Source organism: Streptomyces sp. NPDC088794 (genome assembly GCF_044750545.1).
Classification (GTDB): domain Bacteria; phylum Actinomycetota; class Actinomycetes; order Streptomycetales; family Streptomycetaceae; genus Streptomyces.
On record NZ_JBIVKB010000007.1, the window covers coordinates 227,578 to 253,588 of the forward strand.

Below are 26,011 nucleotides of genomic sequence, written 5' to 3' on the forward strand. Positions count from 1 at the left end.
TGCTAGAGCCGGCAGGGGCCCCGGCGGAGGCCCGGCATCCCTTGTCCTCCCCTGATCGATCCCCTAGGGAACCCCGAGGCGCGGCCTCAGCTCTCGGGCGGAGAGAACACCACCAGGACCCGCAGATCCTCGCTGATGTGGTGGAACTTGTGGGCCACCCCGGCGGGCACGTACACCACGCTGCCGCGCGCCACCTGGGTCGTCTCCATGCCGACCGTGATCGCGGCCCGGCCGCTGACCACGAAGTACACCTCGTCCTGCTGGTGCGGCTGCTGCGGGTCCTGGCTGCCCGCGTCGAGCGCGTACAAGCCGACCGACATATTCCGTTCGCGCAGAAACTGCAGGTAAGCGCCGTCGTTGGCGGCGCGCTCCGCCTCCAGTTCGTCCAACCGGAATGCCTTCATCGCTCTTGTCGCCCTCGTCCCACTGCTCGTTTCCGATCTCGTCTGCCACGATCAGACACATGAAGAATTTCGTAGTCAAGACGATCGCCAACGCGGGCGCCCTGGCGGTCGCCGTCTGGCTGCTCGACAAGATCACCCTGACCGGTGACAGCACGGGCAAGAAGGTCTGGACCCTGCTCCTGGTCGCACTGGTCTTCGGGGTGGTGAACTTCCTGGTCAAGCCGGTTCTACAGGTGCTGACCTTCCCGCTGTTCATCCTGACGCTGGGCCTGTTCACGCTGGTCATCAACGCGCTGATGCTGCTGCTCACCTCGTGGCTGGCCGACAAGCTGGACCTGAGTTTCCACGTGGAAGGCTTCTGGACAGCCGTCCTGGGCGGTCTGATCATCTCCATCGTCTCCTGGGCGCTCAACGTCGTCCTGCCCGACGGGGACTGAGCACGCGATGACGTATCGCGTCTGTTTCGTCTGTACCGGCAACATCTGCCGGTCCCCGATGGCGGAGTCCGTCTTCCGCGCCCGCATAGCGGAGGCCGGCCTCGCGGACCGGGTCGGGGTCGACAGCGCCGGTACCGGCGGCTGGCACGAGGGCGACGGCGCCGACCCGCGCACCGTCGCGGTCCTGGAGGAGCACGGCTACGAGGGCGAGCACACGGCCCGGCAGTTCCTGTCGTCGTGGTTCGACCGCCTCGACCTGGTGGTCGCCCTCGACGCCGGCCACCTCAGGGCCCTGCGCCGCCTCGCACCCACCCCGGAGGACGCGGCGAAGGTGCGCCTGCTCCGCTCCTACGACCCCGCCGCAGGCGACGACCTCGACGTGCCCGACCCCTACTACGGGGGCCTGGACGGCTTCGAGGAGTGCCTTGAGATGGTGGAGGCGGCGAGCGAGGGTCTGCTCGCCGCGGTTCGCGAGCAAGTGGAGGGACAGGCGGCATGAGTGATTCCGCTGCGGGAGCGCCGATACACGGCGCCGGTGACGGCACGCGCGCGGTAAGGGCGGGGCTGCCCGAGCCGGTCAGGCACGAGCCGACGCTGCCCGGTCCGGTGTTCGCCGCCCACTTCCATCTGCCGGGCGAGGCGACCGGACCGTACAAGTACGGCCGGGACGAGAACCCGACCTGGACGCATCTGGAGCGCGCCATCGGCGAGTTGGAGGCGCCCGGGCAGGATGACGTCGAGACGCTCGTCTTCGCCTCCGGGATGGCCGCCATCTCGTCGGTGCTCTTCTCCCAGCTGCGCGCCGGCGACACGGTCGTCCTGCCCAACGACGGCTACCAGGTACTGCCCCTGGTGCGCGAGCAGTTGGAGGCGTACGGCATCGAGGTGCGCACGGCGCCGACCGGCGGCGACGCCCAACTGGACGCGCTGGACGGCGCCAAGCTGCTGTGGATCGAGTCGCCCTCGAACCCCGGGCTCGACGTGTGCGACATCCGGCGGCTCGTCGAGGCGGCACACGCGCGTGGCGCCCTGGTCGCCGTCGACAACACCCTCGCGACGCCGCTGGGGCAGCGCCCGCTGGAGCTCGGCGCCGACTTCGCCGTGGCCAGCGGCACCAAGCAGCTCACCGGGCACGGCGACGTGCTCCTCGGGTACGTGGTCGGCCGCGACGCCGAGGCGATGACCGCCGTACGCCGGTGGCGGAAGGTCGTCGGCGCGATTCCGGGACCCATGGAGGCCTGGCTCGCCCACCGTTCGATCGCCACCCTCCAGCTCCGTGTCGACCGGCAGTGCGCGACGGCCCTCGTGGTCGCCGAGGCGCTGCGGGAGCGGCCCGAGGTGACCGGGCTGCGCTATCCCGGGCTGCCCGACGATCCCTCGCACAAGATGGCCGCACGGCAGATGCACCGCTACGGATGCGTGGTCTCCTTCACGCTGCCTACACGCACGCGTGCCGACGCCTTCCTGGACGCGCTGCGGCTCGTGGACGACGCGACGAGCTTCGGCGGGGTGCGGTCCACGGCCGAGCGGCGCGGTCGCTGGGGCGGGGACGCGGTGCCGGAGGGCTTCATCCGGCTGTCGGTCGGCGCCGAGGATCCCGAGGACCTGGTGGCGGACGTGCTCCGCGCGCTGGACGAGTCGGCGCGGTGACCGGTTTACGGTCCTCCCGTCGACGGCCGCCTACCGACAAAGGACGGTCCGAGCCTCCCCCCTCGTGGCTCGGACCGCCCCCGGTTCCGCGCGCGAAGAACCGCGCGACCAAGGCTAGTTGACTCTGTGTCAGTGTCCAATCACAGTAGCGACAGAGACCTATCGACTTATTTATAGTTGGGCCCTGCCCGGGGCCGGGAGTGGGGCAGGGAAAGGGGAGGGCGTGCCATGGATCTGGCCTTGCTGCGCACTTTCGTGACCGTGCACCGGGCCGGCTCCTTCACTCGGGCCGCCGCGCTGCTCGGTCTGTCGCAGCCGGCCGTGACCTCGCAGATCCGCACGCTGGAGCGTCAGCTGGGCCGCCCGCTGTTCCTGCGGCAGGCCCGCGGGGTGACGCCGACGAGCATCGGTGACGAACTCGCGCACAAGGCCGCCCCGCACCTCGACGCCCTCGTGGAGATCACCGAGACCGGCCTCGACGAGGACTCCTCCCTGCGCACCCTGCACCTCGCCGGTCCCCCGGAGTTCACCGCCGAGCGCGCGCTGCCCGCCCTCACCGGGCTGACCGGCGAGGACAGCCAGGGCTTCGCACTGCGCACCTCGTTCGGGAACGCGGAGGAGACCCTGGAAGGGCTTGCCGCCGGGCATCACGATCTGGCCATCAGTACGGCCCGCCCACGGGGCGCGCTGCTCACGGCGACTCCGCTCTGCGACGAGGAGCACGTCCTGGTCGCCGCCCCGAGCCGGGCCGAGCGGATCCCCGGCAAGCCGCGCCGAAAGGGGGCGCCCGCGTTGGAGAACGTCCCCGTGATCGAGGTGCACGAGTCGCTGCCCTTCGTCTCCCGCTACTGGGCCGCCGTCTTCGACTCCCGCCCGGCCACCCCGGGCACGGTCATCGTGCCCGATCTGCGGGCGGTCCTCGCCTGTGCCGTCGCGGGCGCGGGACTCGCGGTGCTGCCCCGCTATCTGTGCGCCGCCGCCTTGGAGCGGGGTGAAGTCCTGGCCCTGCACGAGCCCACGGTCCCACCGCTGCGGACGTACTTCTTGGTGGTCCGCACCGGCACGTTGGCGATGCCCCATATCGCGCGGGCGCACGACTGGCTGTTGCGGTCGGCGGCCGACTGGTGCTGACCTGGCCTTTTGTCGCGACTACTCGGGGAGCTCGGTCGGTGACGCCCTGCGATGTTTCACGTGGAACCAGCCGGGCCACATTTCTCCCATGACCGTCCGACCCGTGGTCAAGCGCACCGCTCGTGCCGTTCTGCTCGATGGTGACTACCTGATCCTGATCAAACGCACCAAACCAGGCGTCGATCCCTACTGGGTAACCCCCGGTGGCGGAGTCGAGCCCGAGGACACAACCGTCGTCGAAGCCCTCCATCGCGAAGTGGACGAGGAACTCGGCGCCAAGATCACCGATGTGGTGCCCTGCTTCGTGGACACCGTCGAACACATCGGCAAGGACGCCGCCACGACCGGCGTGAAGGTGCAGCACTTCTTCGTCTGCCACCTGGAGTCCATGGACACGTCCCTGCGCCATGGCCCGGAAGTGGACGAGCCGGCCGGGGAGTACGAGATCGTCCGGGTGCCGTTCACCCGGGTCGGCATCGCCTCCGTCCATCTCGTGCCGCTGTCGCTGCGGCACTACCTGGACGGGAACATCGAGGGCGTACGCGCGATGCACGCGCCCGACCTCGGCTGATCCCGGCGCCGCGTCAGTCGGCGACGCCGAGGCAGCCGTTCGTGCCGTCTCAGTCGCCGGCTCCGACGAGCTCCTCCACCGAGTCGTGCCGGATGCGCTCCGGCGGGATCCCGACGCTCCTGAGCGCGTCCACACCGCTGCGGATCATGCCGGGCGGTCCGGAGAGATAGGCGTCGTAGCCGCTCCAGGGCGTGTACTGGCGGATGGCGTCCGGCAGTTGGAGATGCGCCTGCTCGTCGATGATCGCGCGGACCGTGAGCCACGGGTGGGTCTGCTGGAGTCTGAGCATCGTGTCGATGTCGTACAGGTCGTGGTCGGTGCGGGCGCCGTAGAACACCTCGACCGGACGCCGTTCGCCGTGTTCGGCGACGTCCTCGACCATCGCCCTGATGGGCGCGATGCCGGTGCCGCCGCCCAGGCAGAGCAGGCCGCTGTCGGTCGTGTGGTCGACGGTCATCGAGCCCGCGGGCGGGCCCAGGCGGAGGATGTCACCGGGCCGGGAGCGGTGCACGAGCGCGTTGGAGACCCAGCCCGCCGGGACGGCCTTCACGTGGAACGTGAGCAGACCGTCGTGGCGAGGCGCCGAGGCGAAGGAGAAATGCCGCCAGATCCGCGGCCACCACGGTGTCTCCACGCTCGCGTACTGGCCGGCGAGGAAGGGATAGGGCTGGTTGGGGCGGACCGTGAGGACGGCGACATCACGGGTCCTGAGGTCGTGCGTGACGATCTCGGCGTACCACCAGGCCGGGGCGCGCAGTTCGTCCGCGGCGGCCGCGTCGATCATGACCTGCGAGATCGTCGTGTACGTCCGCACCCAGGCCGCCTCCGTCTCCGGGTGCCAGACGGCCGACGCGTACTTGCTCAGCGCGCCGATGAGGCACTCCCCGACGGCCGGGTAGTGCTCGGGGCGCGTGCCGTACTTGCGGTGGCCGCGGCCGAGGTTCTGCAGGTAGTCGACGAGGACGGGGGTGTTGTCGACGTGCTCGGCCGCGGTGAGCAGCGCCTTCAGCAGTCGGTCCCGCTGGGTGTCCATCGCCGCCGGGAACAGCGACCGGAGGTCGGGGTGGCGGACGAAGAGCAACGCGTAGAAGTACGAGGTGACCTTGTCGGCGACCGGCGCGACCTCCGCCATCGTCCTGCGGATGAGGACGGCGTCCGGCGAGGCCTGCTCCGCACGGGTCGGTACGGCCGTCTGCGGGGCGGCGGGAGCGGGCTGCGGGGCGGCGGAGGTGGAGCGCTGGGCGGGGACGTACGGGTCGGCTGCGGGGGCCGGCGCGACCGGTTGCCCGGCGGGCTCCCGCTGTCGGCCCGGGTCGATGTCCGCGGTGGGTCTGCCGACCGGCCGCATCGCGGCGAGGCGATTGCCCTCGGAGGCCTCGCGCCCACTGCCCTGGGGGGTCTCCGGCGGTGTGTGCGACGCGAACCAGCCGGCCCTGCCGCCGGACGTGCCGTTGTCGCCCGACGTGGTGGTCGGAGCGTCCATGGTGTGCCTCGCCTCGAACATCTTTCGGTCGGTCTGCGCACCTCCTCGATCGGAAGATGCCTGCTTCCCCCGCAGACGGCTTGCTTTCCCCGTTTCGCCCAGTGGCCGATACAGCCACATTCAAACCGCGTTCACATTCCGTACGGACAAGTAAGCCGAGAGTGTGACATTGGCCGCAGTGCGCTCCGCGCCCCTGCTCCCGGCGAACCGGAGTCGACCATACCGGCCACCGCCTCGATCACAAGTCCGGCCTTCCATCACCACGAATGGAGCGGGTCGAACCATCAATTCCTTCAATTACCGGGCGTGGCGCACCAATTCATAGGCTTCCCACAGATCCATGCCCATGTACGAGTGTGTCGCGAGACCGGTCAGGTGGAGGTCCGCATTGACCGCCACGGAAGTCGACACCGCACCGAACAGGTCCTTGTCCGAGAATGAGTCGCCATAAGCGACGCAGTCGGCGGACGTCACTCCGAACTCCTCACACAGCCGTCCGGCGATCTTCACTTTGGCGGCGGCGTTGAGCACCCCGGCTGGATCCACGGGCTCGGTGAACGGCACGGCGGGGAACAGGGATCCATGCGCCGCGTGCGCACCCCAGCCGGTGAGCCGTTCCACGAAGAAGGAGGGGGAGAGCGAGACGACGGCGCAGTAGTCGCCCTCCTGCCGGATCGCCGCCCAGACCTCCCGGATCCGGCCCAGCCACGGTGCCTGCTCGAAGGCCGCCGCCACATGGGCCTCGGTGAGATCCGCCCAGAGTTCACGCACGCCGGCCGCGTACTCCGGCGGTCCGATCAGTCCCGCCGAGATCGCCTTGTCCAGCGCCACCGTCTCGGCTTCCAGACCCAACTGCCGTGAGATCTCCACGGGCGCCGAGGTGCCGTACAGCAACGTGCCGTCGAGATCGAAGAGATGAAGTCGCGCCATGGTCACCGAGACTAGTCCGGCGACGCGGCGGCTCTTCGGCGACGGTGTTTCACGTGAAACACCGGCCGTTGTCGGCTCTGTGTACGGCTGCCCACGACATGGCCAAAAGCTCGTGTCCCCGCCTGAGAAGAACCGGAAAGCGGTGGACGACGAGGCCACCCGTCAGACAGCCTGACCTGCGTGCCGACTCCTTCTCTCGCCGCTCTTCCGATCCGCCGTCTGACGCTTCGCGATCTCACCGCCTGCGCCGACTTGTCCGAGGACCGGGGGTGGCCGCGCGAGGAACACAAGTGGGGCTTCCTCCTCGCATCCGGGAAGGGTTACGGGATCGACGACCCCGACGGCGGTCTCGTCAGCGCCTGTGTCGTCACCGAGTACGGACCGCAGGACCGCCCCGGTCTGGGAGCCGTCGGCATGGTGCTGGTCGCCGAACGGCATGTCCGTCAGGGCGTGGGACGCCGGCTGATGCGACACCTCGTCTCGGCGATGGGCACCACTCCGCTGACCCTGCACGCGACCCCGTACGGCCGGCCGCTCTACGAGGAACTCGGCTTCAAGGTCATCGGCCGGGCGGAGATGCTGCTCGGGCACTTCACGCCCGGCGGACCGGAACCCAAGGTCGTCACGCGCGCGGCCACCGCGGAGGACCTCACCTCGATCCTCCGGCTCGACGAGGAGGTGTTCGGTCTGGACCGGACGCACATCCTCACCCGACTCCCCGCCTTCGCGGACCAGTTGCGCGTCGCCGAGCGGGACGGCCGGCTCATCGGCTACGCGGCGGCCTGGCCCAACATGGACACCCATGTCGTCGGCCCGCTGATCGCCCAGGACACCGAGACCGCACAGGCGCTGATCGCTTCTCTCGCCGCCCTCACCGACCGCCCCCTGCGCACCGACATCGACGCACGCCACGAGGAACTGCTGGCGTGGGTCAAGGAACGCGGTCTGGCCCGCGTCGCCGACAACGCCGTCATGACCTACGGCATCGCGGAGCTCCCCGGGGACTGGACCAGGCGCTTCGCCCCGCTGACGGTGGCCGCCGGCTGAGCCGGACCGCGCGCCCCTGTGCATAGGCTGCGGGTATGGGAGATCTTGAGATACGGCCCGCCACGGCGGACGACGTGCCCGTGATCGTCGCGATGCTCGCCGACGACCCGCTCGGCGCCCAGCGCGAGTCTCCGGACGATCCGGCCCCGTACCTGGCCGCCTGGGAGCGCATCGCGGCCGACCCGAACCAGCATCTGGTCGTCGCCGTTCGTGAGGACCGGGTCGTCGGCACGCTTCAGCTCACGGTCATCCCCGGTCTGTCACGCAGGGGTGCCACCAGGTCGATCATCGAGGGTGTCCGCATCCATGCCGATGAGCGCGGCAGCGGCCTGGGCACGCAGCTCATCGAGTGGGCGGTCGACGAATCCCGGCGCCAGAACTGCCAGTTGGTCCAGCTGACCTCCGACAGCACCCGCACCGACGCCCACCGCTTCTACGAGAGGCTCGGCTTCACCGCCTCACACGTGGGCTTCAAGCTTCAGCTGTGAGGTCGGGTGGGTGTCGTGTTTCACGTGAAACACGACACCCACCTGCCGACACGTCGGCTATCCGATGCCTCGCCACCCCTCCGGGTCGACTCCACCCGGCACGGAAGCCCCCTCGTCGTACGGCTGACGCGTGAACACGAAGGACCCGAGGTCCAGATGGCTCACGGTCCCGTCGGGCCGTCGTACGGCCTTCAGGAGCTCTCCGGCGTAGTAGCCCTCCAGTCCGGTCCACGTGCCGTCGGCGTTGGCCCGGAAGCGGGACCGACGGCCACCGCCGGACAGGGGCCCCAGGGAGAGCCCGTCGGCGGCCGTCAGCCGGAGGGCGAACGCGTGCGTTCCCCAGTACCACGGGCCCGCCAACTCCCCTACGGACGCGTCCACTTCGGGCAGTGGCCGCCACGGGGCGGGGATGCGGGGCTCGGCCTCGGCGACGATGCGTACGAGGTCGGCGCCGATCGTGGACAGCGGGGGGCCGGAGGTGCAGTTGGCCAGCACCACCGCGGCGACGTCGTCCTCGACGCTGATGCTGAGGTTCGCCAGAAAGCCCGGCAGCGAACCGGAGTGGCCCACCAGCAGCCGACCGTGGCTCTGCTGGATCTGCAGCCCGAGTCCGTACGAGACGCCGTCCGCGACGTCCGCGGCCTCGCCCGGCGCCGCCGGCGCACGCATCTCCCGTACGGTCTCGGCGCTCAGGACCCGGTCGTCCCCCTGCGCCAGGAAGATCGCGAACCGCGCCAAGTCGCCGGTGGTGGACCAGAGTTGACCGGCGGGTGCCATGCGCCCGAGGTCCTCGGCGGGCTCCGGCAGCATGACGTCGGCCCAGGGATGCACGGCCCAGCCGCCCGCGTGGGGCGCCTTCGGACGACCGCTCGTGCGGTCCAGGCCCAGGGGTTCGAGCACTTCCCGCCGCAGCACCTCCTCCCAGGGAGCGCCGCGCAGCTTCTCGACGAGCGTGCCCAGCACGGTGTAGCCCGGGTTGGAGTAGTGGAAGCGGCGGCCCACCGGGTGCCGGAGGGGCTGTTCGCCCAGGACGTCGGCGAGTTCGGGGCGCAGCGAGCCCGGAGTCCGCTCCCACCAGGGCGCGGGCGACTCGGCGGCCAGCCCGCTGGTGTGCGCGAGGAGGTCGGCGACGGTGGCCTCCCCCACGCCCGTGCCCGGCAGATGCTTCTCCACCGGGTCACCGAGGTCGAGCGCGCCCTCGTCCCGCAGCCGCAGCACCAGAACGGCGGTGAAGGTCTTGGTGATCGAGCCGATCCGGTACTGCACGTTCTCGTCAGGACCGTGCCCGTCCACCGAGGTCCGCGCCCCGTGCCACACGGTCCGCCCGCCCCGTACCACCGCCGCGACCAGCGACGGCGCGCGCCCTTCGGCCTGGGCCACGGCGATCCGGTGCAGCAGCGCCCGTCGCGTGGCGGGGAGCAGCTCTTCCTGAGGTGTCGTCATTCCCCCAGTCCACCCCGGGAGCCGCTCGGGCGTCGAGCGTATTTGCCCCGGGGGCGCGGGTGTCGGGTCGGCAGCCAGGTGTCGACGACGGCCGCCAGTGCGTCACGACCGGTGAAGACGTGTCCGTTCATCCCCGTGGCCCGGGCGGCGCGTACGTTCTCCTCGCGGTCGTCGACGAAGAGGAAGTCGTTCGGAGCGGCCCCCATGGCGACGACGCAGTGCCGGAAGGCCGCCGGGTCCGGCTTCGCCGCTCCGATCTTCCCGGAGAAGGCGATGTGGTCCAGTTCGCGCAGCCAGGGCTGCGCGGCGAGGAAGGCGTCCGCGTGGTCCGAGGGGATGTTGGACAGCAGGGCGACCTCGGCGACGCCGCGCAGGGACTGGACGTAGGCGACCATCGAGGTGTCGACGCGCGACCAGCTGTCGATGTCGATGAGGCGCAGGTCCTCGATCGTGTCGGCGTCGGCGGAGCGGGACAGCCAGCGCAGTACGGCGGTCCAGTACTCGGGCGCGGACTGCCGACCGGCGTCGTAGGGCGGGCGGCAGGCCCAGTAGGCCGTGGTGAAGGCATCCGTGGGTGTGTGACAGCGGGCGGCCATCTTTCCCAGGGCACCCGGGCGTTGGTGGCGGGCGATGACGCCGAAGAGGTCGAACAGGACGATGCCGCGGTCGGTGGGCATGGTGGGGGTTCCTCCGGGTTCTGGTGGCCGGGGCGGGAGGAGAAGCCGGTCCGGCACCGAGTGAGCCGTGCCGCACCGGCGGTCAGTGGCTGCTGTGCGCCATCTCCTCGCTCGTGCGGTCGGATCCGGTGCGCAGGACTCCTGCGGCCACGGTGGTGATCGCGCACAGCAGGATCAGCAGGACGAAGGCGTGGTTCAGGGCGACGAAGTGGGTCAGCCAGCCGATGACGGCCGGGCCCGCGAGCATGCCGACGTAGCCGAGCCCGGCGACCCGGGAGACATTGGCCCCCGCGGCGGCGGGGTCGGCGTGCCCGGCCGCGCTGAACAGCTGCGGGACACAGCCGGACAGACCCAGGCCGAACAGCGCCCACCCCGCGAACGCGGCCCAGATCCACGGGGAGACGGTCACGATCGTGATGCCGACGCCGGCCGTCGCCGCGCCGTACCTCAGGATCGCCATGGACCCGAACCGGGCGACGAGGCGGTCGGCGAGCAGTCGGCCGATGGTCATGGTCGCGGCGAAGGTGCCGTAGGCGAAGGCGGCGGTGCTCGCGGGTGCGCCGAGGACGTCCTTGAGGTGCAGCGCGCTCCAGTCGTTGGCGGCTCCCTCGCACAGCATGACCAGGAGCGCCAGGGCGGCGAGGATCCAGATGCGCCTGCTGGTGCCGCGGCGCCCGGCGGCCGGCGGCTGCTCGGTCTCCCCCACGGAGTCGGCGGCGGCAGCGGCGGGTACGGCGGGCAGCAGGGCGCGTGCCGACACCAGGGCGACCGCGATGCCCAGGGCTCCCATGGCGGCCATGCCCGCCGCCGGGCTCAGACCGGCGCTCGCCGTGGCCGCTCCGACGAGTGCGGCGAGGACGCCGCCGACCGAGAAGGTGGCGTGGAAGGCCGACATGACGGGGCGGCCGTACGCCTTCTCCACGTGCACGGCGTGGGCGTTCATGCTCACGTCCAGGCAGCCGTTGCAGAAGCCGAAGACCAGCAGGGCGGCTGCCAGCGTCCACGGTTCACGGGGCAGGCCGGGCAGCACCAGAGCCGCGCTGCACAGGACACCAGTGGCGGGGACGACCGTGCGCGCCCCGAGACGGTCGGTCAGGCTCCCGGCCACCTGCATCCCGATAAAGGCACCGAGCCCCAGCAGCACCAGCAGGGCCCCGAGCGTCGCGTGGCTGATGTCCACGCGCTCCTCGATGGCGGGGATGTTCACCACCCAGGTGCCCATCAGGGTGCCGCACAGACTGAAGTAGACGAAGGTCGCGACTCGGGCGGCACGCAGCGGATGACTCATGCCGACGACCGTAACGAACATCAATGATGGTTGAATACTGGCACTTCGCACACATTGCATGTTCGTTTGGTGGGGTGTTCAATCGCGGTATGAGCAACGCAGACCGGCACGGGATGATCGCGCAGGCCGTCAGGGAGTCGGGCAGGAGCACGGTCCAGGAGCTCGTCGAACTGACCGGCGCCTCCGAGATGACCATCCGGCGTGACCTCGACGCGCTGGCCGCGCACGGCGTCCTGGAGCGGGTCCGCGGCGGGGCGCGCACCCTGCTGCTCAGGGGCGAGGAGCCGCCCTTCGCCCTGCGCTCCCACGACTCCGTCGACGCCAAGCGCCGCATCGCGGCCGAGGTGTCCTCGCTCATCGCCGACGGCGAGACCGTCCTCCTCGACAGCGGCACCACCTGCCTGGAGGTCGCCCATCTGCTACGCCGACGGCCGGTCACGGTGATGCCCCTGTCGTTGCAGGCCATCCAGGTACTCGGCGAGGGCCCGGGCCCGGCCACCCTGATGGTGCCCGGCGGGCAGCCCCGGGCCGCGGAGGGAGCCCTCACCGGCCCGCTCACCCTCGCGTCCCTGGCGGCCCTGCGCTTCGACACCGCCGTCATGGGCTGCTGCGGGTTGAGTGCGGCCGAGGGCCTGACCGCCTACGACCTCGACGACGCGGCCGTGAAGAAGGCCGCCATCGCCGGCGCGCGCCGCATCATCGTGGCCACCGACGCCACCAAGCTCGGCCACACCGCGTACGCCCACGTCGGCCCCGCCACCCTCCTGCACACCCTCGTCACCGACACCGGGGCGCCCGCCGACGAGGTCGCGGCGCTCGAAGACACCGGCATCGTCGTCAAGTCCGTCTGACCCGGGGCACAGTCCGTCTGACCCGGGCTCCTTCGGTTGTGCCGACCGTCAGCGCCACCACCGGGCACGATGACCGCATGTGGGTTCGGATCGCGCGGCGATGAGTTTCCCGCGCCGCGCCGGTCCGTACGCGTGACACCGACTCACGGAAGGCTGGCGCCATGCGGAAACTGATCTACGGCATGAACCTGACTCTGGACGGTTACATCGCCGCGCCCGGCGACGACATCGGCTGGGGCGGGCCGCCGAGCGACGAGCTGTTCCAGTTCTGGTCCGACCAGTTGCAGGCGACCGACCTGTCGTTCTACGGGCGCAAGCTGTGGCAGACGATGAGCTCCCACTGGCCCACCGCCGACCAGCAGCCGGGCGCCACCCCGGCGGAGGTCGAGTTCGCGCGCCGTTGGCGGGACATGTCGAAGGTGGTGTTCTCCTCGACGATCGACAAGGTCGACTGGAACACCCGCCTGGTCACCGGGGACGCGGTCGCCGAGATCACCCGGCTCAAGGCCGAGGACGGTGGCCCGATGGACATCGGCGGCGCGACGGTCGCCGCGGCGGCCATGCGGGCCGGGCTGATCGACGAGTACGTGCTGGCCACCGCGCCGGTCCTGGTGGGCGGCGGCACGCCGTTCTTCACCGCGCTGGACAACTGGGTGAACCTGAACCTCGTCGAGACGCGGATGTTCCCCGGCGGCGTGATCGTGACCAGGTACGAGACGAGGCGCTGAGCAGCACCACCACCGCGCTGGTCTCAGGGCGAACGGATCAGGTCTGCGCCATGTCCACGAACCGCGAGTAGTGGCCCTGGAAGGCGACGGTGATCGTCGCCGTGGGGCCGTTACGGTGCTTGCCGACGATGATGTCCGCCTCGCCCGCGCGCGGTGACTCCTTCTCGTAGGCGTCCTCGCGATGGAGCAGGATCACCATGTCGGCGTCCTGCTCGATGGAACCGGACTCACGCAGGTCGGACACCATCGGCTTCTTGTCCGTGCGCTGCTCGGGACCACGGTTCAGCTGCGAGAGCGCGATCACCGGGACCTCCAGCTCCTTGGCCAGGAGCTTGAGGTTTCGGGACATGTCCGAGACCTCCTGCTGACGGCTCTCGGAGCGCTTGGAGCCACCCGCCTGCATCAGCTGCAGATAGTCGATGATCACCAGCTTGATGTCGCTGCGCTGCTTGAGCCGGCGGCACTTAGCGCGGATCTCCATCATCGACAGGTTCGGGGAGTCGTCGATGTAGAGCGGCGCGGACGACACCTCGGGCATCCGGCGCGCCAGCCTGGTCCAGTCCTCGTCGGTCATGGTGCCGGAACGCATGTGGTGCAGGGCCACCCGCGCCTCGGCGGACAGCAGACGCATCGCGATCTCGTTGCGGCCCATTTCCAGGGAGAAGATGACGCTCGGCAGGTTGTGCTTGATCGACGCCGCGCGCGCGAAGTCCAGCGCGAGCGTGGACTTGCCCATGGCGGGTCGGGCCGCGATGACGATCATCTGGCCCGGGTGCAGACCGTTGGTGAGCGAGTCGAGGTCGGTGAACCCGGTCGGTACGCCGGTCATCTCGCCGCTGCGCGAGCCGATCGCCTCGATCTCGTCGAGCGCGCCCTCCATGATGTCGCCGAGCGGCAGGTAGTCCTCGCTGGTGCGCTGCTCGGTGACCGCGTAGATCTCGGCCTGCGCGCGGTTGACGATCTCGTCGACGTCGTCGTCCGCCGCGTACCCCATCTGGGTGATGCGGGTTCCGGCCTCGACCAACCTGCGCAGCACCGCCCGCTCGTGGACGATCTCCGCGTAGTACTCCGCGTTGGCCGCCGTCGGCACCGTCTGGACGAGGGTGTGCAGATACGATGCGCCACCGACCTTGTTGATCTCGCCGCGTTTGGTGAGCTCGGCGGCGATCGTGATCGGGTCGGCCGGTTCACCCTTCGCGTAGACGTCGAGGATCGCCTGGAAGACCGTCTCGTGCGCGGGCTTGTAGAAGTCGTGGCCCTTGAGCACCTCCACGACATCGGCGATGGCGTCCTTGGACAGCAGCATGCCGCCGAGAACCGACTGCTCGGCGTCGAGATCCTGCGGCGGTACGCGCTCGAACGACGTCCCGCCGCTCTCCCACTGGCCGTTCTCCCGGCCGCGGTCGTGCTGCTCGTCGCGCCCGCGGCCGCCTTCGCCGCGCCGGCGGGCAGGCAGACGATCACTCGGACCACTGTCGGCCCACGGATCGTCCAAGGGCTCGGAAATGCTCACCGAGACACCTCCTCCCGTCCGCCGAGAGCGGACCTAGCCGTGCCTCTCTTTTCTACGGCACGGCACTGACAAACAAGACGCCCAACTCCGGTTATGGCGCGTCGGTTTTGTGATGGTTTCCCAGCCGACGAACGGAGCGGGCGCCGCACCACCGTAGGCCTGTGGGCACCGTCAGCCAATCTGGTTATCCACAGGCCATGTGGACGACGGCCCGGATGCTGTGGAGAACTCCGCAAAACCTGTGCACGACCCGGTGGACAGCCCTGTGAACAAGCTCCGATCTTCGTCGCGACGCCCATCCTGACCTGCGGCTTTCCCGTCCACCGGCTGTGCAGAAGAAAAACTTTTCCAGTTGGACCAAGATCACTTCGAACGGTGCGCGAAAGAGCACGGGCCGCGAAGCGGAGTAAGGGTCTCATCTGCATTGCATCTCTTACCTGTGGACGATTACATTAGTGCTCATGACACAGGCTCCCGCGACCCCCGAGGCCGACCGGCGACAGCACGATCGAGAGATCGTCGCACTGGCCGTCCCGGCCTTCGGCGCACTCGTCGCCGAGCCCCTCTTCGTCATGGCCGACAGCGCGATCGTGGGCCATCTCGGCACGGCCCAACTCGCCGGACTCGGCGTCGCCTCGGCCCTCCTCATGACAGCGGTCAGCGTCTTCGTCTTCCTTGCCTACGCCACCACGGCGGCCGTCGCCCGTCGCGTCGGCGCCGGTGACCTCCAGGCCGCCATCCGGCAGGGCATCGACGGCATCTGGTTGGCACTCCTGCTCGGTGCCGCCGTCATCGCCGTCACCCTTCCCACCGCACCGGCCCTGGTCGAGCTCTTCGGTGCCTCGGACACCGCCGCCCCCTACGCGACCACCTACCTCCGCATCTCTGCCCTGGGCATCCCCGCCATGCTCGTCGTCCTCGCCGCGACCGGTGTCCTGCGCGGCCTCCAGGACACCAAGACACCGCTCTACGTCGCCGTCGCGGGCTTCGTCGCCAACGGCGCCCTCAACGCCGGCCTCGTCTACGGCGCCGACCTCGGCATCGCGGGCTCTGCCTGGGGCACGGTCATCGCCCAGTGGGGCATGGCCGCCGTCTATTTGGTCGTGGTCGTCCGCGGTGCCCGTCGGCACGGCGCCTCGCTGCGTCCCGATGCCGCCGGCATCAGAGCTTCGGCCCAGGCCGGCGCACCTCTGCTCGTGCGCACACTGTCCTTGCGGGCGATTCTGATGATCGCCACCGCGATCGCCGCCCGGCTCGGTGACGCCGACATCGCGGCCCACCAGATCATCCTGTCGCTGTGGAGCCTGCTGGCCTTCGCTCTCGACGCCATCGCCATCGCCGGACAGGCCATCATCGGGCGCTATCTCGGCGCCGGAGACACCCAGGGCGCCCGCGCCGCCTGCCGCCGCATGGTGCAGTGGGGCATCGCCACCGGCGTCGTCCTCGGCTTGCTGGTGCTGGTCACCCGACCGGTGTTCCTGTCCCTGTTCACCGGCGACCCCTCGGTCAAGGACACCGCACTGCCCGCCCTGCTGATCGTGGCTGCCGCACAGCCGATCAGCGGCATCGTCTTCGTCCTGGACGGAGTCCTGATGGGCGCGGGCGACGGACCTTACTTGGCGTGGGCGATGCTGATCACCCTGGCGGTCTTCACGCCGGTCGCTCTGTTCGTTCCGGCGCTCGGCGGAGGACTCACCGCTCTCTGGGCGGCCATGACGCTGATGATGACCGTAAGGATGCTGACTCTGTGGCTGCGCACCCGCTCCGGCCGCTGGCTCGTCACGGGCGCGACGCGCTGAGTGTTTCACGTGAAACGGCGGGTTCGAGGCGGACGGTTTCACGTGAAACACCGCGCCCGCCCGGTCGCCGCCCCACCGCCGTTAGGCATGAAGGGCCGGGCATGCAGAAGGGGCCGCACCAGGCAGGTGCGGCCCCTTCTCTCAACGGCTCAAGCCGAGCGCAGCGGTCAGGCTGCGATGACCTCGATGTTGACCTTGGCGGCAACCTCGGGGTGCAGACGAACGGTCGTCTCGTGGGCGCCCAGCGTCTTGATGGGCGTACCCAGCTCGACACGACGCTTGTCGACCTTCGGACCACCGGCAGCCTCGATCGCCGAAGCGACGTCGGCCGGGGTGACGGAACCGAAGAGACGGCCGGCGTCGCCGGAGCGGACGGCCAGACGGACCTTCACACCCTCGAGCTGGGCCTTGATGCTGTTGGCCTGCTCGATGGTCTGGATCTCGTGGATCTTGCGAGCACGACGGATCTGCTCGACGTCCTTCTCGCCACCCTTGGTCCAGCGGATAGCGAACTTCCGCGGGATCAGGTAGTTGCGAGCGTAACCGTCCTTGACGTCGACGACGTCGCCCGCGGCACCGAGGCCGGAGACCTCGTGGGTGAGGATGATCTTCATTTGTCGGTCACCCTTCCCTTAGCGCGCGGTGGAGGTGTAGGGCAGCAGCGCCATCTCACGGCTGTTCTTGACAGCCGTGGCGACGTCACGCTGGTGCTGCGTGCAGTTGCCGGTCACGCGGCGGGCGCGAATCTTGCCGCGGTCGGAAATGAACTTCCGCAGCATGTTCGTGTCCTTGTAGTCCACGTACGTGACCTTGTCCTTGCAGAAAGCGCAGACCTTTTTCTTAGGCTTGCGCACAGGCGGCTTCGCCATGGTGTTTCTCCTGTGTGATCAAGAAGTTTGGGTACGACCCGCCCCTCGGCCCAAGGGCCTAGAAGGGGGGCTCGTCCGAGTAGCCGCCGCCACCGCCGCTGCCGCCGGAGTTTCCACCCCAGCCGCCGCCACCGCCACCGCTCGCGCCGCCGCCCTGGTTGCCACCGGCGGGAGCGCCGGTTGCCCACGGGTCGTCGGCGGGAGCGCCGCCGGCCGGCTGACCGCCGCCGGAGTTTCCACCCCAGCCGCCGCCACCCTGGCCACCGCCACCGCCGAAACCGCCGCCCTGGCCACTGCGACCGCCACCGGCGGTCTTGGTGACCTTGGCCGTGGCACTGCGCAGGCTGGCGCCGACTTCCTCGACGTCCAGCTCGTAGACCGTGCGCTTGACGCCCTCACGGTCCTCGTAGGACCGCTGCTTCAGCCGGCCCTGCACGATGACGCGCATGCCTCGCTGGAGCGACTCCGCGACGTTCTCCGCCGCCTGACGCCAGACCGAGCAGGTCAGGAACAGGCTCTCGCCGTCCTTCCACTCGTTCGTCTGACGGTCGAAGGTGCGGGGAGTGGACGCGACACGGAACTTCGCGACCGCCGCACCGGACGGGGTGAAACGCAGCTCGGGGTCATCGACAAGATTGCCGACGACCGTGATGACGGTCTCGCCTGCCATGGGGGAACCTCTCGGCGGGTTTGCTGCTGGCTGCTTGGTGCTGCTACTCGAATCCCGAGATCAGCTGAGCTAGATGCTCAGTGGGTCTCGGGGCGGAGGACCTTGGTCCGGAGGACCGACTCGTTCAGGTTCATCTGGCGGTCGAGCTCCTTGACGACCGCAGGCTCGGCCTGCAGGTCGATGACCGAGTAGATGCCCTCGGGCTTCTTCTTGATCTCGTACGAGAGACGACGACGGCCCCAGGTGTCGACCTTCTCGACCTTCCCGTTGCCCTCACGGACGACGGAGAGGAAGTTCTCGATCAGGGGGGCGACAGCGCGCTCCTCCAGATCGGGGTCGAGGATGACCATCACCTCGTAGTGACGCATGTGGAACCCACCTCCTTCGGACTCAGCGGCCACGGTCGTTCCGTGGCAGGAGGGTTGTGATGCGTAAGCAACGGTATCGGCCACCACTGACAATCGGGGGCTCCTTGTCGGAGACACCGCCGCGACAAGGGCAGACACCGTGCAGACGGTACAGACTACCCGCACACCGGCTTCCGGTTGAAATCCGGCCCGGGGGACCGTCAGTCTGTACACATCGGGTGTGTATGGCGCTACCGTGCGCCGTCTTCCGCAGGAGGTGCCCTATGGCACAGGCATTGCGACCCAATACCGTCGGCGGCCTTTTCGCCACGGACGGCAAGCCCCACCCGCTCCAGGACACCTTGCTCGCGGTGACCCTGGTGCTCGGCATCACGGCTTTCGTCTCGTCGATGTTCCACAACCTGCATCTGCTCAGCTCCTGGGCCGGCCTGATCGGCCTCGCCACCGGCGCGTACGGCCAGTGGATCTCGGAGACGACACGCGAACGCTTCGGACTCATCCTGGGTCTCGGCGCCGCGGGGGTCGGCTTCTTCCTCGGCATGGCGCACGGCGGCCTCTTCGGCGGGGTCATCGGCGGCTGACGCCAAGGGAGTCCCCTCCCCAACACCGCACAAAGCACCACGGAACGCCTCGACGGGCCACAGGCCGGGGCGCAGGTTCCGTACGCCCAGTCGGGGCGCTCGCAAGGCGCAGTAGGCTTCGGCGCGAGAGCCGGAGCCCCTGTACCCATGGGGACACACCAGCCCGAGGAGCGCCCCGAATGAGCCTGACCCTGAGGACGATCAGCCGCGAGCAGCATCTGGCGTACATCCAGACTCTGCCCTCGGCGAGCCACATGCAGGTCCCTGCATGGGCTGACGTCAAGGCGGAGTGGCGCTCCGAGAGCCTCGGCTGGTTCGACGACCGCACCGGCGAACTGGTCGGCGCGGGCCTCGTCCTCTACCGGCAGCTCCCCAAGATCAAGCGCTACCTCGCCTATCTCCCCGAGGGCCCGGTCATCAACTGGTACGCGCCGAATCTCACCGAGTGGCTGGAGCCGATGCTCGCGCATCTCAAGCACCAGGGCGCCTTCTCGGTGAAGATGGGCCCGCCGGTCATCATCCGGCGCTGGGAGGCCACCTCCATCAAGGCCGGCATCCAGAACCCGGACGTGAAGCGACTGCGCGACATCGAGGCCGACTTCATCGAGCCGCGCGCCTTCGAGGTCGCCGACAAGCTCCGTCGGATGGGCTGGCAGCAGGGCGAGGACGGCGGCGCCGGTTTCGGTGACGTACAGCCCCGCTACGTCTACCAAGTGCCCCTCGCCAACCGGTCGTTGGAAGAGGTCCACAAGAACTTCAACCAGCTGTGGCGCCGCAACATCAAGAAAGCCGAGAAGGCCGGTGTCGAGGTCGTCCAGGGCGGCTACCACGACCTCGAGGAATGGCAGCGGCTGTACGAGATCACGGCCCTGCGCGACCACTTCAGGCCCCGCCCGCTCTCCTACTTCCAGCGTATGTGGACGGCCCTCAACTCCGAGGACCCCAACCGCATGCGGCTGTACTTCGCCCAGCACAACGGCGTGAACCTGTCGGCTGCGACGATGCTGATCGTCGGCGGGCACGTCTGGTACTCCTACGGCGCCTCCGACAACATCGGCCGTGAGGTCCGGCCCTCGAACGCGATGCAGTGGCGGATGCTGCGCGACGCGTACGCGCTCGGTGCCACCGTCTACGACCTGCGGGGCATTTCCGACTCGCTGGACGAGACCGACCACCTCTTCGGTCTGATCCAGTTCAAGGTGGGCACGGGCGGACAGGCCGCCGAATACCTGGGCGAGTGGGACTTCCCGCTGAACAAACTGCTCCACAAGGCCCTCGACATCTACATGTCGCGCCGCTGACGTCACGTTCAGTGATTCCATACCTCTGATACACCGCAGCCACGAGAAAGGTTCCAGGTCCGGCCATGGCGCTCACGCTCTACGTCGACACCGCGCGCTGGCGGGCGCATCACAAGCACGTGCAGGAGCAGTTCCCGGGGCTCGTCCCGGTCTGCAAGGGCAACGGCTACGGCTTCGGGCACGAGCGGCTGGCGGAGGAGGCCACGCGTCTGGGATCGGACGTCCTCGCCGTCGGTACGACGTACGAGGCCGCGCGGATCAAGGACTGGTTCGGCGGTGACCTGCTGGTGCTGACGCCCTACCGGCGTGGTGAGGAGCCCGTCCCGCTGCCCGACCGGGTGATCCGCTCGGTGTCGTCGGTGGACGGCGTGTACGGCCTCGTGGGGGCCCGCGTGGTCATCGAGGTGATGTCCTCGATGAAGCGGCACGGCATCAGCGAGCAGGACCTGCCGATGCTGCACCAGGCCATAGAGAACGTCCGCCTGGAAGGCTTCGCCATCCACCTGCCGCTGGACCGCACCGACGGCTCGGACGCCGTCGAGGAGGTCATCGGCTGGATGGACCGGCTGCGCGCGGCCCGGCTGCCGCTGCACACGATGTTCGTCAGCCACCTCAAGGCCGAGGATCTCGCCCGGTTGCAGCAGCAGTTCCCGCAGACCCGCTTCCGCGCCCGTATCGGCACGCGGCTGTGGCTCGGGGACCACGAGGCCACCGAGTACCGCGGGGCGGTCCTGGACGTCACTCACGTCACCAAGGGCGACCGGTTCGGCTACCGGCAGCAGAAGGCGGCCTCCGACGGCTTCCTGGTGGTCGTGGCGGGCGGTACGTCGCACGGGGTGGGCCTGGAGGCCCCGAAGGCCCTGCACGGCGTCATGCCGCGCGCCAAGGGCGTCGCCCGGGCCGGCCTGGCCACGGTCAACCGGAACCTTTCTCCATTCGTCTGGGACGCCAAGCAGCGCTGGTTCGCCGAGCCTCCGCACATGCAGGTCTCGATCCTGTTCGTGCCGTCAGAGGCGGCCGAGCCGACGGTCGGTGACGAGCTCGTGGCCCATCTGCGGCACACCACCACGCAGTTCGACCGGATCGTCGACCGCTGAGCCAGGCTCTCTGCCACACGCTGGGCTCAGCCCCTCTCGACACGCGAAAGGCCGGGTACGGAAACCTCCGTACCCGGCCTTCTGCTTGCTCGTCCGGATGGCCTGTTCGCTCAGAGCGAACGGTCCATGGAAGACTCCGTTCCGCCGCTGCCCCACTCCACCTGCGGGCCCTCGTAGTAGGCGGCGTGCCGCGGCGGATTCGCCGCCGGTCCGAGGACGAAGACGTCCTCCGCGCCGTCGAGCACGCCCCCCGAGGGGTCGTCGTCCCCGGACCTGCGCACGGGGTCCCGGTCGGGCATGAGGATGTCGCGCACCACCATGCCGCAGAAGTACAGCGTCCCCAGCAGGTGCACGGCGATGGCCCAGTGATAGCCGTCCTGCGGCAGGCCCTTGTGCGCATCTCCGCTGGTCGTGTAGGCGAGGTACAGCCAGATGCCCAGGAAGTACGCGACCTCGCAGGCCTGCCAGATCAGGAAGTCCCGCCACTTGGGGCGCGCCAGGACCGCCAGCGGCACCAGCCACAGCACGTACTGCGGTGAGTAGACCTTGTTGGTGAGGATGAACGCCGCGACGATCAGGAACGCCAGCTGCGCGAAACGCGGTCGGCGCGGGGCGGTCAGGGTGAGGGCCGCGATGCCCACGCAGGACAGCAACACCAGCAGCGTGGCAAGGGTGTTGACGGTGTCGGTGTCCAGCGGGTCGGACGAGTTCTGGGCCATGATCAGCCAGAACGACCCGAAGTCCACGCCTCGTTCCTGGCTGAACCGGTAGAACTGCGCCCAGCCGTCCCAGGCGAAGTACATCACCGGCAGGTTCACGACCAGCCAGGCGACGGCCGCTCCGCCGAACGCCTTGCCGAAGTCCCGCCACTTGCCGGCGCGCCAGCACAGCAGGAACAGCGGGCCCAGAAGGAACACGGGGTACAGCTTGGCGGCCGTGGCGAGCCCCAGGAGGACGCCGAAAGCGAGCGAGCGACCTCGGGACCACATCAGCATCGCCGCGGCCGTCAGAGCGACCGCCAGGAGGTCCCAGTTGATGGTGGCGGTCAGCGCGAAGGCGGGCGCCAGGGCGACCAACAGACCGTCCCAGGGCCGCCGCCGGTGCGTACGGGCCACGCAGACGGCGATGACGGCCGCGCACACCATCAGCATCCCGGCGTTGACCATCCAGTACCACTGTTCCTGGTCCTGGATGGTGCCGCTGCCCGGCGTGAGCCAGGAGGCCACCTCCATGAACACGCCGGTCAGCACCGGGTATTCGAGGTACGGCATGTCGCCGGAGAGCTTGTCGAAGTACGGCACGAGTCCGTCGGCGAAACCACGCCCCTGGTACAGGTGCGGGATGTCCGAGTAGCACGCCTTCGTGTACTGGGAGCTGGCGCCGAAGAACCAGGCGCCGTTGTAGCAGGGGGCCTTCTGGATCAGGCCGAGGGCGAACATGCCGATCGCGACGAGAGCGACGACCCGGACGGGAGTCCACCAGGACGTCCCGAGCAGGGCACGTCGCCCGAGGGGACCGCCGATCAGCTCACTGCCGGACCGGGCGACCTCGTCCTCCTTGGTGGGCCGCACCATGTCTGACTCGTGCTCGCTCGCTTGCGTCGATTCTGCGCTGGGCATGCCGCACATCCTGCCGTACGAGCCTGGCAATACGCCGAGGGCCGCCACATCCGGTGGATGTGACGGCCCCTGTTTCACGTGAAACATATGCATGTTTCACGTGAAACACCCGTGCTGGGCGTTTTGGCAGCTAGCCGTTCGGACCTCCGAAGATGCCTCCGTTGTCCTCGCCTCTACTGGTGCCGGTGCCTGTCGATTCCGTGGCCGTCGGCGTCGAGGACGCGCCTCCGTCCGTGCCGCCGTCGTCGGTACCTCCGTCGTCGCCACCGCACTGGAACTCGAACCGGCAGGACTCGCTCACCGTGGGCGTCGGACTCTCGACCGTCTCGGTCGGCGTCGGCGTCGGGGTCGGAGTGGCTTCCTCGGTCTCGGTGGGCGTCGGAGTGGGCGTCGGGCTCGGCTCCTCGTTGACGATCTCACCGATGGGCTCGGGCGTCGGGAAGGACAGCACCTTCTCGCCCTTCATCGCCTGTTCCATGTAGTCGTGCCAGATCTCGGACGGGAACGAGGCACCGTGGATCTTCTTCTGACCACCCGTTCCGTACATCTCCAGGAAGGTGCGGTTCTTCTTGGTCTCGTCGTCGTCGTACCGGAACATCGTGATCGACGTGGACAGCTGCGGCGTATAGCCCACGAACCAGGCGGACTTGTTGCCGTCGGTGGTACCGGTCTTGCCGGCCACCTCCCGGTCGTCCAGCTTGGCGTTGGTGCCCGTGCCCTTGTCGACCACGGTCTTCAGCACGTCGGTGACGTTGTCGGCGACCGCCCGGGTGAACACCTGCTTGGGCTTGTCCTTGTGCGTGAAGACCGTGCCGTCCTTGCTGGTGACCTTCTGGACGGAGAACGGGTCACGCTGCTCACCACTGGCGGCGAAGGTCCCGTACGCACCCGCCATGCGGATCGCGCTCGGGTCGGAGATACCGATGGAGAAGGACGGGAAGCTGGTGCCGGCGAGGCTGTCCGACTTCAGACCGGCGTCCACGGCCGCCTCCTTGACCTTGTCCAGGCCGACATCCATGCCGAGCTGCACGAAGGCGGAGTTCACCGACTCACGCATCGCCTCGCGGAGGTCGATGTCGTAGTTGGGCGGACTGCCGTACGACTCGTTGCCGTCGTTGGTCTGCAGCCACTCCTGGCCCTTCTCGTTCTTCCAGACCGTATCGTCGTAGTCCTTGATTTTGAGCTTGTTCTTACCGCTGAACAGGCTCTTCGGGGACACCTGGGTGCGCTCGTCCTGCGCCTGCTCCGCACCGAGGCTCTTGTCCCGCACGCCCCACTTCATCGCCGCCGCGAGAACGAACGGCTTGAAGGTCGAACCGACCTGAGCACCCGTCACATCCGCGTTGTTGGTGAAGTGCTTCGTCGCGTCCTCACCGCCGTAGATGGCCTCGATGGCCCCGGTGGTCGGATTCACGGAAGCACCACCGAACTGGACGTGCGTGTCCGTCTCCGGGCGTTGCTTGGGCTTGATGTTGGCTTTCTGGACCTTCTTGACGGAGTCCTCGAGCTCCTTGACCTTCTTCTTGTCGAAGGTCGTGTAGATCGAGTAGCCGCCCTTCTGCAGGTCGTCGGCGGTGATGTTCGTGTTGTTGATCAGATACGCCTTGGAGAGGTCGACGAGGTAGCCGACCTGCCCGCTGAGCGCGGCGTTCGACCGCGGGTTCTGCACCTTGGGCAGCGTGGTGTACTTCGCCCGCTCCGTGGCGTCCAAGTGGTCGTACTCGACCATCTTGTTCAGGGTGTCCTGCATCTGGACCAGGGCACGCTTGCTGTTGGCCTGGGGAGTGGCGGCCGAGTCGATGGACGTCGCACCGGCCGGGTCGTAGTACGTGGCGCCCTTCAGCATCGCCGACAGGAAGGCGCACTCGCCCGGGTTGAGATCGACGGCGTCCTTGTTGAAGTACGCGCGGGCGGCGGCCTGGATCCCGTAGGCGCTGCGCCCGTAGTACGCGGAGTTCAGGTAGCCGGCCATGATCTGGTCCTTCTTGACCGTGGTGCCCACCTTGATCGAGACGAAGATCTCCTTGAACTTCCGGGAGATCGTCTGCGACTGGTCGTCCAGCATGGCGTTCTTCACGTACTGCTGGGTGATGGTGGAGCCACCCTGCGTCTCACCGCCCCTGGCCATGTTGAACACGGCGCGGGCGATGCCCTTGGGGTCGATGCCGCTGTCGGTGTAGAAGGTCTTGTTCTCCTGGGAGATGACGGCGTACCGCATCGCCTCGGGGATCTGCGAGAGGTTGACGATCTGACGGTTGGTCTCACCACCCGTCGCGACCATCTCGCTGCCGTCGGCCCAGTAGTAGACGTTGTTCTGCGCCTCGGCGGTCTTGGCGATGTCAGGGACGCCCACGAGGGCGTAGGCGACGCCCGCGACGGCGACCAGGCTGCCGAAGAAGCCGATGAACATGCCGGCCATGAGCTTCCACGACGGCACCCAGCGCGCGGCGCCGTACTTGCCCGCGCGCGGATAGTCGATCAGCCTCTTCTTGGCGGGTACGGCGCGGCCCCTGCCGCGTCCGGGTCCGCTGGGGCCACCGGGTTCGGGCGCCCTGCGGCGACCGCCCCCGCTTCTCTGTGCAGCGCGGCGGGCCTCGGCGCGGCCGCCGTACGACGGCTCCTCGCCTCCCGAACCGTATGAATCAGACCCGTACGCGTCGGCAGGAGATCCGGTGGCGCCTCGCGGTGCCGCACGGCGGCCGGAGGACGCACCGGACTGGCCGCGTCGGGATTCGGCACGTCCGCCTCCCTGCGGCTGCGGCGGTTTGCGACGGTGCTCGCTCATCGAACGACTACTCCTCGGGCAGGCGCACCCGTGCGCGCCTGGAAACGGCGGCTGGTTTCCGGTCCCCCCGAAGTACGGATGCGGTCGATCCTGCATTCATCCGTACTGCACCGAGCACGATGACGCCCCCTCGCGTCACTCGGTTCCCGGTGGTGTCCATGGCGCACAGACTACGCACCGTCAAAACCTGCCTAGCCCCGAAGTTCACCCCAAATCAGGCAACTTGCCTCGGGTGAATAAGTGATGTGATCCCGTTCACCGTCTCCCCACTTGTCGCATCC

At 68.9% G+C, this 26,011-nt stretch carries 26 protein-coding genes; 13 read left to right on the forward strand and 13 right to left on the reverse strand.

From position 1 onward, the window contains the following. Positions 1-86: 86 nt before the first annotated feature. Complete coding sequence (locus ACIP6U_RS21690; RefSeq protein ID WP_401720121.1) at positions 87-404, reverse strand: cupin domain-containing protein; 318 nt, start codon at positions 402-404, stop codon at positions 87-89. 59 nt (positions 405-463) lie between these two features. Between ACIP6U_RS21690 and ACIP6U_RS21695 the strand changes: the two genes are divergently transcribed. The 5 genes from ACIP6U_RS21695 (at position 464) to ACIP6U_RS21715 (ending at position 4,193) form a co-directional block, all read left to right on the forward strand. Then, complete coding sequence (locus tag ACIP6U_RS21695) at positions 464-841, forward strand: phage holin family protein (RefSeq protein WP_401720123.1); 378 nt, start codon at positions 464-466, stop codon at positions 839-841. 7 nt (positions 842-848) lie between these two features. Then, a complete protein-coding gene (locus ACIP6U_RS21700; protein ID WP_401720126.1) occupies positions 849-1,340 on the forward strand; it encodes a low molecular weight protein-tyrosine-phosphatase in 492 nt (163 codons plus the stop codon). Next, complete coding sequence (locus ACIP6U_RS21705; protein ID WP_401720129.1) at positions 1,337-2,491, forward strand: cystathionine gamma-lyase; 1,155 nt, start codon at positions 1,337-1,339, stop codon at positions 2,489-2,491. Before ACIP6U_RS21700 ends, ACIP6U_RS21705 begins: the two co-directional genes overlap by 4 nt. Before the next feature lie 228 nt (positions 2,492-2,719). Further along, entirely contained in the window at positions 2,720-3,622 is a 903-nt protein-coding gene (locus ACIP6U_RS21710; protein WP_401720132.1) for a LysR family transcriptional regulator, read from the forward strand. Between the two features lie 88 nt (positions 3,623-3,710). Beyond that, positions 3,711-4,193, forward strand: coding sequence for an NUDIX domain-containing protein (locus tag ACIP6U_RS21715; protein WP_401720135.1), 483 nt, complete (start codon positions 3,711-3,713; stop codon positions 4,191-4,193). A 49-nt stretch (positions 4,194-4,242) separates the two neighbouring features. Here the strand turns inward: ACIP6U_RS21715 and ACIP6U_RS21720 are convergent, their stop codons facing one another. Together ACIP6U_RS21720 and ACIP6U_RS21725 are read right to left on the reverse strand one after the other, a co-directional pair. Next, complete coding sequence (locus ACIP6U_RS21720) at positions 4,243-5,676, reverse strand: globin domain-containing protein (RefSeq protein ID WP_401720136.1); 1,434 nt, start codon at positions 5,674-5,676, stop codon at positions 4,243-4,245. Positions 5,677-5,973: 297 nt separating this feature from the next. Then, on the reverse strand, positions 5,974-6,606 hold the full coding sequence (locus ACIP6U_RS21725; protein ID WP_401720139.1) for an HAD family hydrolase: 633 nt from the start codon (positions 6,604-6,606) through the stop codon (positions 5,974-5,976). A 180-nt stretch (positions 6,607-6,786) separates the two neighbouring features. Here ACIP6U_RS21725 and ACIP6U_RS21730 point away from each other — a divergent pair, with 180 nt between their 5' ends. Further along, on the forward strand, positions 6,787-7,653 hold the full coding sequence (locus ACIP6U_RS21730; RefSeq protein WP_401720141.1) for a GNAT family N-acetyltransferase: 867 nt from the start codon (positions 6,787-6,789) through the stop codon (positions 7,651-7,653). A gap of 35 nt (positions 7,654-7,688) precedes the next feature. Beyond that, positions 7,689-8,141, forward strand: a complete 453-nt coding sequence (locus ACIP6U_RS21735) for a GNAT family N-acetyltransferase (RefSeq protein WP_401720142.1) — start codon at positions 7,689-7,691, stop codon at positions 8,139-8,141. A gap of 57 nt (positions 8,142-8,198) precedes the next feature. On the opposite strand, the gene ACIP6U_RS21740 is transcribed toward ACIP6U_RS21735, so the two are convergent. From ACIP6U_RS21740 to ACIP6U_RS21750, 3 genes are all read right to left on the reverse strand, one after another. Beyond that, positions 8,199-9,584: a serine hydrolase domain-containing protein gene (locus ACIP6U_RS21740; protein WP_401720145.1), complete on the reverse strand. Its 1,386-nt coding sequence runs from the start codon at positions 9,582-9,584 to the stop codon at positions 8,199-8,201. Then, a complete protein-coding gene (locus tag ACIP6U_RS21745) occupies positions 9,581-10,261 on the reverse strand; it encodes an HAD family hydrolase (RefSeq protein ID WP_401720148.1) in 681 nt (226 codons plus the stop codon). Before ACIP6U_RS21745 ends, ACIP6U_RS21740 begins: the two co-directional genes overlap by 4 nt. A gap of 82 nt (positions 10,262-10,343) precedes the next feature. Further along, positions 10,344-11,549, reverse strand: coding sequence for an MFS transporter (locus ACIP6U_RS21750; protein WP_401720151.1), 1,206 nt, complete (start codon positions 11,547-11,549; stop codon positions 10,344-10,346). Between the two features lie 89 nt (positions 11,550-11,638). Here ACIP6U_RS21750 and ACIP6U_RS21755 point away from each other — a divergent pair, with 89 nt between their 5' ends. Next, positions 11,639-12,400 (forward strand): DeoR/GlpR family DNA-binding transcription regulator, encoded by a 762-nt coding sequence (locus tag ACIP6U_RS21755; protein ID WP_401720153.1) that lies wholly within the window; start codon positions 11,639-11,641, stop codon positions 12,398-12,400. A 161-nt stretch (positions 12,401-12,561) separates the two neighbouring features. Further along, a complete protein-coding gene (locus ACIP6U_RS21760) occupies positions 12,562-13,128 on the forward strand; it encodes a dihydrofolate reductase family protein (protein ID WP_401720156.1) in 567 nt (188 codons plus the stop codon). 37 nt (positions 13,129-13,165) lie between these two features. Here ACIP6U_RS21760 and dnaB read toward each other — a convergent pair whose 3' ends face one another. Continuing rightward, positions 13,166-14,641 carry a replicative DNA helicase gene (dnaB, locus tag ACIP6U_RS21765; RefSeq protein WP_123998992.1) on the reverse strand — a complete coding sequence of 492 codons (1,476 nt, stop codon included), beginning with the start codon at positions 14,639-14,641 and terminating at the stop codon, positions 13,166-13,168. A gap of 461 nt (positions 14,642-15,102) precedes the next feature. Between dnaB and ACIP6U_RS21770 the strand changes: the two genes are divergently transcribed. Continuing rightward, a complete protein-coding gene (locus ACIP6U_RS21770; protein WP_401720160.1) occupies positions 15,103-16,440 on the forward strand; it encodes an MATE family efflux transporter in 1,338 nt (445 codons plus the stop codon). A gap of 167 nt (positions 16,441-16,607) precedes the next feature. Here the strand turns inward: ACIP6U_RS21770 and rplI are convergent, their stop codons facing one another. The 4 genes from rplI to rpsF form a co-directional block, all read right to left on the reverse strand. Continuing rightward, positions 16,608-17,054, reverse strand: a complete 447-nt coding sequence (rplI, locus tag ACIP6U_RS21775; protein WP_401720162.1) for a 50S ribosomal protein L9 — start codon at positions 17,052-17,054, stop codon at positions 16,608-16,610. A gap of 18 nt (positions 17,055-17,072) precedes the next feature. Further along, the gene (rpsR, locus tag ACIP6U_RS21780; RefSeq protein WP_003949403.1) at positions 17,073-17,309 is read right to left on the reverse strand and encodes a 30S ribosomal protein S18; all 237 of its coding nucleotides are present in this window, start codon (positions 17,307-17,309) and stop codon (positions 17,073-17,075) included. A gap of 58 nt (positions 17,310-17,367) precedes the next feature. Then, on the reverse strand, positions 17,368-17,979 hold the full coding sequence (locus ACIP6U_RS21785; protein WP_401720165.1) for a single-stranded DNA-binding protein: 612 nt from the start codon (positions 17,977-17,979) through the stop codon (positions 17,368-17,370). A 77-nt stretch (positions 17,980-18,056) separates the two neighbouring features. Further along, positions 18,057-18,347 carry a 30S ribosomal protein S6 gene (gene rpsF, locus ACIP6U_RS21790; protein ID WP_005482942.1) on the reverse strand — a complete coding sequence of 97 codons (291 nt, stop codon included), beginning with the start codon at positions 18,345-18,347 and terminating at the stop codon, positions 18,057-18,059. A 263-nt stretch (positions 18,348-18,610) separates the two neighbouring features. Between rpsF and ACIP6U_RS21795 the strand changes: the two genes are divergently transcribed. The 3 genes from ACIP6U_RS21795 to ACIP6U_RS21805 all read left to right on the forward strand — a co-directional run bounded on the left by ACIP6U_RS21795 (position 18,611) and on the right by ACIP6U_RS21805 (position 21,326). Continuing rightward, complete coding sequence (locus tag ACIP6U_RS21795; RefSeq protein ID WP_123998988.1) at positions 18,611-18,928, forward strand: hypothetical protein; 318 nt, start codon at positions 18,611-18,613, stop codon at positions 18,926-18,928. Between the two features lie 179 nt (positions 18,929-19,107). After that, positions 19,108-20,229: a peptidoglycan bridge formation glycyltransferase FemX gene (gene femX / locus ACIP6U_RS21800; protein ID WP_401720168.1), complete on the forward strand. Its 1,122-nt coding sequence runs from the start codon at positions 19,108-19,110 to the stop codon at positions 20,227-20,229. A 65-nt stretch (positions 20,230-20,294) separates the two neighbouring features. Then, the gene (locus ACIP6U_RS21805; protein WP_401720171.1) at positions 20,295-21,326 is read left to right on the forward strand and encodes an alanine racemase; all 1,032 of its coding nucleotides are present in this window, start codon (positions 20,295-20,297) and stop codon (positions 21,324-21,326) included. Between the two features lie 110 nt (positions 21,327-21,436). Here ACIP6U_RS21805 and ACIP6U_RS21810 read toward each other — a convergent pair whose 3' ends face one another. After that, positions 21,437-22,945, reverse strand: a complete 1,509-nt coding sequence (locus tag ACIP6U_RS21810) for a glycosyltransferase family 87 protein (RefSeq protein ID WP_401720173.1) — start codon at positions 22,943-22,945, stop codon at positions 21,437-21,439. A 130-nt stretch (positions 22,946-23,075) separates the two neighbouring features. Continuing rightward, positions 23,076-25,730 carry a transglycosylase domain-containing protein gene (locus ACIP6U_RS21815; protein ID WP_401720176.1) on the reverse strand — a complete coding sequence of 885 codons (2,655 nt, stop codon included), beginning with the start codon at positions 25,728-25,730 and terminating at the stop codon, positions 23,076-23,078. Positions 25,731-26,011: the final 281 nt, after the last annotated feature.